Raw genomic sequence first — 7,298 nt, 5'->3', positions numbered from 1 at the left:
GGGCGGCTTTGGGGCTGGCGGGGGGAGTGTCGGGTTCGTCTAGTGGTACGGGTGGATCGGCAAGGATGACACTGTCATCTTTTTCGCTAAGCAGGGTTCCCAGCTTGGTGGGCAACGTTGGTAGCGGCATATAACACGTACTCCTGGTTGTGTGCCGACCTGCAAGTCGGCACGGTAAGGTTTCAGGCGGCTTGCTGAACAGCCTGTAATACAGCTTGGACGTGGCCGGGCACTTTGATGCCACGCCATTCTTGAATCAACACACCTTGGGCGTCGATCAAAAAGGTGCTGCGCTCGATGCCACGTACCTGTTTACCGTACATGTTTTTCATTTTCATGACCCCAAACAGTTCGCACAAGCGCTCTTCGGTGTCGGCAAGCAAAGGGAAAGTCAGGGCTTGCTTGTCGATAAAACGTTCGTGCGAACTGAGCGAGTCGCGCGAAACGCCAATGATTTGCGCGCCTGCAGCCTGAAATTCGGGCAGGGCATCGCGGAAATTCTGGGACTCGGTGGTGCAGCCCGGCGTGTTGTCTTTAGGGTAAAAGTACAACACTGTCATTTTTCCTTTCAGGTCAGCGGCGCTGAACTCGCCCTGGGTGGAGGGCACGGAAAAGTCGGGGATAGGGGCACCAATTTGTAGGGCTGTCATGCTTTTTCCTGTATGAGTAAGGCGGCGACAACTTTGCGGCCTTCGGACATGAGGATATTGTAGGTTCTGGCGGCGGCCTGGGTATCCATGATTTCCACACCTATGCCCCACTGCAGCATTTCCTGCGTGACAGCCGGGTGCAGAAAGTGTTGTCGCTGGCCAGTCCCAATCAAGATCAATTCGGGGGCGTTGTCAGGGCGCGCCGGCGGGGCGTCGTCCAGAAAGGCCATGGGGTCTTGCTTGACCGATTCCAGTCCGGCAATCCGGCGCAGCAACGGGGCTGTCAGCTCGGTTGCGCTTTGAATGGCCAGGTCCTGCACAGGACCTTCAGGGCTGAAGAAGATGGAATGATCGTGGTTTTGAAAGTTGATTGCCACATAGTCCTCACCGTAAGCGGTGATGGCATTCATGGCTGGATTGTGTTCGCGTTGCAGTTGCACGATGAGTCTCTCCCGTTACAGGGTCGATGATAGCGCAAAGAGTCAGGGACGATGCGGCACCTGATCTGTTTGCAGTGATTCTCAGTAAGTCAATCATGGATTAAACTCTTTGATTTACTTCGCACCTTTTGGTTTGGGTCTTCGCTGTTTTCTTCTCAAGGAATGTCATGATTCGCTTTCCGCGCATCGAGCGTTTGCCGCCTTACGTGTTCAACATTACAGGCGAGCTGAAAATGGCCGCCCGCCGTCGTGGCGAGGACATTATCGACATGTCCATGGGGAACCCGGACGGCGCGACACCGGCGCACATCGTGGAAAAGCTGGTCGAGGCGGCCACCCGCCCGGACACTCATGGTTATTCTGTCTCCAAAGGCATTCCGCGTCTGCGCCGAGCCGTGACCAATTGGTACGAGCGCCGCTACAATGTGCACTTGGATCCTGATAGTGAAGCGATCGTTACCATCGGTTCCAAAGAAGGTCTGGCCCACTTGATGCTGGCAACCCTGGACAAGGGCGACACCGTTCTGGTGCCCAACCCCAGCTACCCGATTCATATCTATGGTGCCGTCATTGCCGGCGCGAATATCCGTTCGGTGCCCATGGTCCCCGGCGTGGACTTTTTCGAGGAAATCGAAAAAGCCGTGCGGGAGTCCATTCCCAAGCCCAAAATGATGATTCTGGGTTTTCCCAGCAATCCGACGGCCCAGTGTGTGGAACTGTCCTTTTTTGAGCGTATTGTGGCGCTGGCACGCGAGCACAATATTCTGGTGGTACACGATCTGGCCTATGCCGACATTACCTTTGACGGCTACGTGGCCCCCTCCATCATGCAGGTGGAAGGTGCGCGCGATGTCGCAGTCGAGTTTTTTACCATGAGCAAAAGCTACAATATGGCCGGCTGGCGTATTGGCTTCATGGTGGGGAACGAGTCCTTGGTCAATGCCCTGGCACGTATCAAGAGCTATCACGACTACGGTACCTTCACACCGATTCAGGTGGCCGCCATTGCGGCGCTGGAAGGACCACAAGATTGTGTCAGCGAGGTGGTGGAGCAGTACCGCCGCCGTCGCGACGTATTGGCCAAGGGCCTGCATGAAGCAGGCTGGATGGTCGATGTCCCCAAGGCATCAATGTATATCTGGGCCAAGATTCCCGAGTTCTACAAGGACATCGGTTCGCTGGAGTTTGCCAAGCGCTTACTGAGCGATGCCAAAGTAGCCGTATCCCCCGGCATCGGCTTTGGTGAGTATGGCGACAACTATGTGCGCTTTGCGCTGATCGAAAACGAGCAACGTACCCGTCAGGCGGTACGCGGCATCAAAGAAATGTTCCGTAAGGACGGATTTGTTCAATGAGTCCTATCAAAGTAGGTTTGCTGGGTTTGGGTGTGGTTGGCAGCGGCACCTGGAACGTATTGAAACGCAATGCAGATGAAATCGCTCGCCGCGCCGGTCGCCGTATTGAGGTGGTCGCTATTGCTGTGCGTGACCTGGAAAAGGCACGCGCGCTGGTGGGGGACGAGGTCACCCTGACCACAGACGGCATGGATGTGGTGCGCAACCCCGAGATCGATATTGTGGTCGAGCTGGTGGGTGGCGACACCCTGGCACGCGAGTGGGTCATGGAAGCCATTGCCCAGGGCAAGCACGTGGTCACCGCCAACAAGGCGCTGCTGGCCAAGCATGGCAACAAGATTTTTGCCGCTGCTCACGAGCGTAGCGTCATGGTGGCCTTCGAAGCCGCTGTGGCCGGTGGTATTCCTATCATCAAGGCAATTCGCGAAGGCCTGACGGCCAACCGTATTCAGTGGCTGGCCGGCATTATCAACGGCACCACCAACTACATCCTGTCCGAAATGCGCAACCGTGGTGTCAGCTTTGCTGAAGCCCTGGCCGATGCCCAGCGTCTGGGTTACGCCGAAGCCGATCCTACTTTCGACATTGAAGGTGTGGACGCTGCGCACAAGCTGAGCCTGCTAGCCTCCCTGGCCTTTGGTATCCCCGTGCAGTTCAGCAAGGCTCACGTGGAAGGCATTACCAGCCTGGCACTGGAAGACCTGCAACACGCACAACGCCTGGGCTACAACATCAAGCTGCTGGGTATTACCCGCGCCCGTGAAGAAGGTATCGAACTGCGCGTACACCCCACACTGGTTCCACTGCAAAGCATGCTGGCCAATGTCCAAGGTGCCATGAACGCGGTGCTGGTGCATGGCGATGCCGTGGGCCAAACCGTTTACTACGGTGCCGGTGCCGGCGCCTTGCCAACCGCCTCGGCGGTGGTGGCGGACCTGGTGGATGTGACCCGTCTGCAAACGGCAGAACCGGAACACCGCGTGCCTTACCTGGCCTTCCAGCACAACGCCATGTCCGATACGCCCATCCTGCCTATGGATGAAGTGGTGTCCTCGTACTACCTGCGTTTGCGTGTGGATGACCGTCCTGGTGTTCTGGCTGATGTGGCTCGCATTCTGGCGCAAGCCTCGATCTCGATCGGTTCCATGTTCCAGGAGCCAGCCGGTGAACAGGCTGACATCATCTTCCTGACGCATGAAGCGCGTGAAGGTGCCATCAATGGCGCGATCAGCCAGATTCAGAATCTGCCTTTTGTTCAGTCTGCCGTGACCCGTCTGCGCGTGGAGAACCTGTAATGAATTACATCTCTACTCGTGGCGGCATGAAGGCCCAGCCATTTTCGGACATCTTGCTGGAAGGCTTGGCTCCGGATGGCGGTTTGGCCATGCCAGAGAGCTACCCTCAAGTCAGTGCAGAAACGCTGGAGTCCTGGCGCGCTCTGAGCTACCCCGAACTGGCCGCCAAAGTGCTGGGCCTGTTTGTCACCGATATTCCGGCTGATGAACTGTCCGCCTTGACGGCACGTGCTTACGCCCCTGGCGTGTTCGACAGCGAGCAGGTGGTACCGGTCAAGGAACTGGAACCCGGTTTCTCCTTGCTGGGCTTGTCCCAAGGCCCAACCCTGGCTTTTAAAGACATGGCCATGCAGTTCCTGGGCCAGGTTTTCGAATACGTGCTGACACAGCGCAACAGCACCTTGAACATTGTGGGTGCCACGTCCGGCGACACTGGGTCGGCGGCTGAATACGCCTTGCGCGGCAAGCGTGGCGTCAGCGTGTTCATGCTCTCGCCTTACGGTCGCATGAGTGCTTTCCAACGCGCTCAGATGTATTCCTTGCAAGACGAAAACATCCACAACCTGTCGGTGAAAGGTGTGTTCGATGATTGCCAGGACATCGTCAAGGCCTTGGCGGGTGATCTGGAGTTCAAGTCCAAATGGCATCTGGGCGCCGTGAACTCCATTAACTGGGCACGTATTTCCGCTCAGGTGGTGTACTACTTCTGGGGTTGGCTGCGCAGCACGAACCAGGCCGGTCAAAAGGTCTCGTTTGCTGTTCCTTCGGGTAACTTCGGCAATATTCTGTCGGGCCACATTGCTCGTCAGATGGGGCTGCCTATCGCCAAGCTGGTTCTGGCCACCAACGAAAACAACGTGCTGGAAGAGTTCTTCCGCACCGGTATTTATCGTCCCCGTGGTTCCGAGCAAACTTACGCCACGTCCAGCCCATCCATGGACATTTCCCGTGCCTCCAACTTCGAGCGCTTTGTGTTTGATCTGCTGGGCCGTGATGGTAGCAAGGTCAAGGCATTGTGGGAGCAGCTGGCCAAAGAAGGCCAATTCGACCTGAGCGAGCATCTGCCACGCTTCCAGGAAGAGTTCGGCTTTGTGGCTGGTGCCAGCTCGCACCAGGATCGTCTGAACACCATTGCTCAGGTGAACAAGCAGTACCAGACTCTGATCGACCCGCACACGGCAGACGCCGTCAAGGTGGCTCAGAACTTCCGCGAAGAAGGCATCCCCATGCTGGTGCTGGAAACAGCGCTGCCTGCCAAGTTCTCCGAGACAATCGAAGAAGCGATTGGTCAGCCCGCTCCGGTGCCTGCGCACCTGACCGGTCTGGCAGACTTGCCACAGAAGGTGGTGGTGATGGATTCGGATGTAGCTCAAGTACGTCGCTACATCGAGGAACACGCCCCAACCTGATGCCCGCTACCTGCGCTAGCTCCGGGCTGGCGCAGCCATAGCGGCTAGGTAGTAGTTTCAAACCCCGATTTTGATATTCCTGCTGGCCTGACTGATGTTCAGTTTGCTATGCAGGAAAGCAGAAATCGGGGTTTTTGCGTTTTTGGCCGGTTTTACCGCAAGACTGGTCGGGCTGCGGTTTTGCAGCCAACTGAACTTTTTCTATCAGGCCTTCATCAAAAACACACGATATGCGGGCATGATGTCTATGGCCTTTGGTATAGGCAGATAGGCGGCTCGTCTATCGAACATAGAGAAAGGATAGAAAAATCATGAGTAAAACGACTCACGTTAAATTACGCCCGCTGGAGCGCGAAGATTTGCGCTTTGTGCATTTGCTGGACAATAACGCCAGCGTGATGCGCTACTGGTTCGAAGAACCTTACGAAACTTATGGCGAGCTGGCGGCTCTGTACGATGAGCATATTCACGATCAGCGTGAACGTCGTTTCGTTGTGGAGTGGGAAGGGCAGCCGTCCGGCGTGGTGGAACTGGTGGAAATTGATTATGTACACCGCCGGGCAGAGTTCCAGATCATTATTGCGCCGGAGTTCCAGGGCAAGGGCATTGCCTCGCGGGCGACCAAGCTGGCTATCGAGTACGGCTTTGGAGTGCTGAACCTGTACAAGATCGTGCTGATTGTGGACAAGGAAAACCACAAAGCCATTCACATTTATCAGAAGTTTGGTTTTCAGGTGGAAGGCGAGCTCAAGCACGAGTTCTTCATTAACGGCCAATATCGGGATGTGGTGCGCATGTGCCTGTTTCAATCGGAGTTTCTGGCCGCTCATAAGCCTGCGCAAACTTTGCTGACACCGTCGGCGCAGTAGTGCTCAGTCGTGGCCCTTACAGATGCGCGGCTTTCAGACCGCTGCGCACAGCGCCTTCCAGCACACCGGGGTAGCCGGTATCGGTCCAGTCGCCTGCCAGGCGAATAGCTGGCCAAGGTGTCGCTACCGAAGGGCGACGCAGACCGGGCACAGCCGCAAACGTGGCCCGTTTTTCGATAATCAGCTCGCTGGCCCGTATGGCAGGCATGGCTTTCAGGTGCCGGGTCTGGCTGCGTACCTGCTCGATGATCGCGGCAATGGCCTGCTCGCGGTCCAGCGCTTGCAGGCGCACAGCATCGCTGATGACGATCCCCACCAGCGTTTCACCGCTGCCCGGTTTCAGGGCGCTGTGATCAAACAGCCATTGGCCACCACTGCCGCTTTTATCGTCCAGCATCAACATGGAATGGGGCAGATTCCAGGCCTGTTCCAATTCCAGATACAGGGTGGCAATAGGGATGTAGCCGAAGGCTTCCAGATCGGCCAGCAGTTGTTCGCTGGCCGGGCTGCTGGGTAGGCTATGCAGCAGGCGCGCAGCCTGGACGGGAGGGCAGGCCACAATGGCTGCATCAAACTGCAGGCCGTCAATTTGTACACCTGACTCTGTCAGTTCCAGTCTTTGTACTCTGTGGCCCAGCTGTAGCTGAATGTCACGCAGGGCGGGCTCGCACCAGAGCTGGCTTAAATCCATCAAGGGAATCAAGGTTTGGCTGGCTTGCCGGGGACCGCCCAGGCTGTCGCGCAAGACATGGGCAAATAGTTGGGCGCAGGCTTGCTCAATGGGCGTGTTCATGGCCGCCACGCAGAGCGGCTGCCAGAACAAACGGATGACATGGCTGTCTTGCTGATGCTGCTCCAGGAGCTGCAAAACCGTCAGACCATCCGGGGTGCGCCATTGCTGTTTCATCAGCCAGCGGCAAAAACGTGCCAGCTTGATTTTCTGCGACCAGCTCAGGCCCTGGGCGCCCAGCAGGCCAGTCAATAAATGGAAGGGGGCAGGCAAGGGGCGATTGCGCAGGCGAAAGCGCCCATCGGCCGAGATCACGTCCAGATCCTTGCGTTCCAGACGGGATGCTTCGTCCAGCCCGATTTCTCCCATCAAACCCAGAATGACGGAGTAGGCGCCCAGCATGATGTGCTGGCCGTTATCAGTATCACGCCCCAGATTGGGGCTGTGGATGCGGCGGGCACGCCCGCCTATATGGCGCGAGGCTTCAAAGACACTGACCTGATGGCCTTGCGTCTTCAGCCGCCAGGCGGCAGCACAGCCCGCCCAGCCC

At 57.1% G+C, this 7,298-nt stretch carries 7 protein-coding genes; 4 read left to right on the top strand and 3 right to left on the bottom strand.

Translation table 11 applies throughout. The features are described from left to right. Positions 1-182: 182 nt before the first annotated feature. Positions 183-650 (bottom strand): peroxiredoxin, encoded by a 468-nt coding sequence (locus ACLPGZ_RS19525; protein ID WP_009457565.1) that lies wholly within the window; start codon positions 648-650, stop codon positions 183-185. Continuing rightward, positions 647-1,090, bottom strand: a complete 444-nt coding sequence (locus tag ACLPGZ_RS19520) for an Mth938-like domain-containing protein (protein ID WP_009457563.1) — start codon at positions 1,088-1,090, stop codon at positions 647-649. The genes ACLPGZ_RS19525 and ACLPGZ_RS19520 overlap by 4 nt, the downstream gene beginning before the upstream one ends. A 167-nt stretch (positions 1,091-1,257) precedes the next feature. On the opposite strand from ACLPGZ_RS19520, the gene alaC reads away from it, so the two are divergent. From alaC to speG, 4 genes are all read left to right on the top strand, one after another. Continuing rightward, on the top strand, positions 1,258-2,445 hold the full coding sequence (gene alaC / locus ACLPGZ_RS19515) for an alanine transaminase (RefSeq protein ID WP_026484343.1): 1,188 nt from the start codon (positions 1,258-1,260) through the stop codon (positions 2,443-2,445). Further along, the gene (locus ACLPGZ_RS19510; RefSeq protein WP_022983573.1) at positions 2,442-3,740 is read left to right on the top strand and encodes a homoserine dehydrogenase; all 1,299 of its coding nucleotides are present in this window, start codon (positions 2,442-2,444) and stop codon (positions 3,738-3,740) included. The genes alaC and ACLPGZ_RS19510 overlap by 4 nt, the downstream gene beginning before the upstream one ends. Continuing rightward, positions 3,740-5,149: a threonine synthase gene (thrC, locus tag ACLPGZ_RS19505; protein WP_009461628.1), complete on the top strand. Its 1,410-nt coding sequence runs from the start codon at positions 3,740-3,742 to the stop codon at positions 5,147-5,149. The genes ACLPGZ_RS19510 and thrC overlap by 1 nt, the downstream gene beginning before the upstream one ends. Positions 5,150-5,460: 311 nt before the next feature. Next, a complete protein-coding gene (speG, locus tag ACLPGZ_RS19500) occupies positions 5,461-6,018 on the top strand; it encodes a spermidine N1-acetyltransferase (protein WP_009461630.1) in 558 nt (185 codons plus the stop codon). Between the two features lie 16 nt (positions 6,019-6,034). On the opposite strand, the gene hpnE is transcribed toward speG, so the two are convergent. Further along, positions 6,035-7,298, bottom strand: a 1,264-nt coding sequence (gene hpnE / locus ACLPGZ_RS19495; protein WP_429641890.1) for a hydroxysqualene dehydroxylase HpnE, incomplete at its 5' end; no start/stop codon positions are given.

This window comes from Alcaligenes sp. Me129, from assembly GCF_050487245.1.
GTDB lineage: Bacteria > Pseudomonadota > Gammaproteobacteria > Burkholderiales > Burkholderiaceae_B > Alcaligenes > Alcaligenes phenolicus.
The sequence above is the reverse complement of the archived record's forward strand: the minus strand, read 5'-3'. Positions and strand labels throughout refer to the sequence as shown.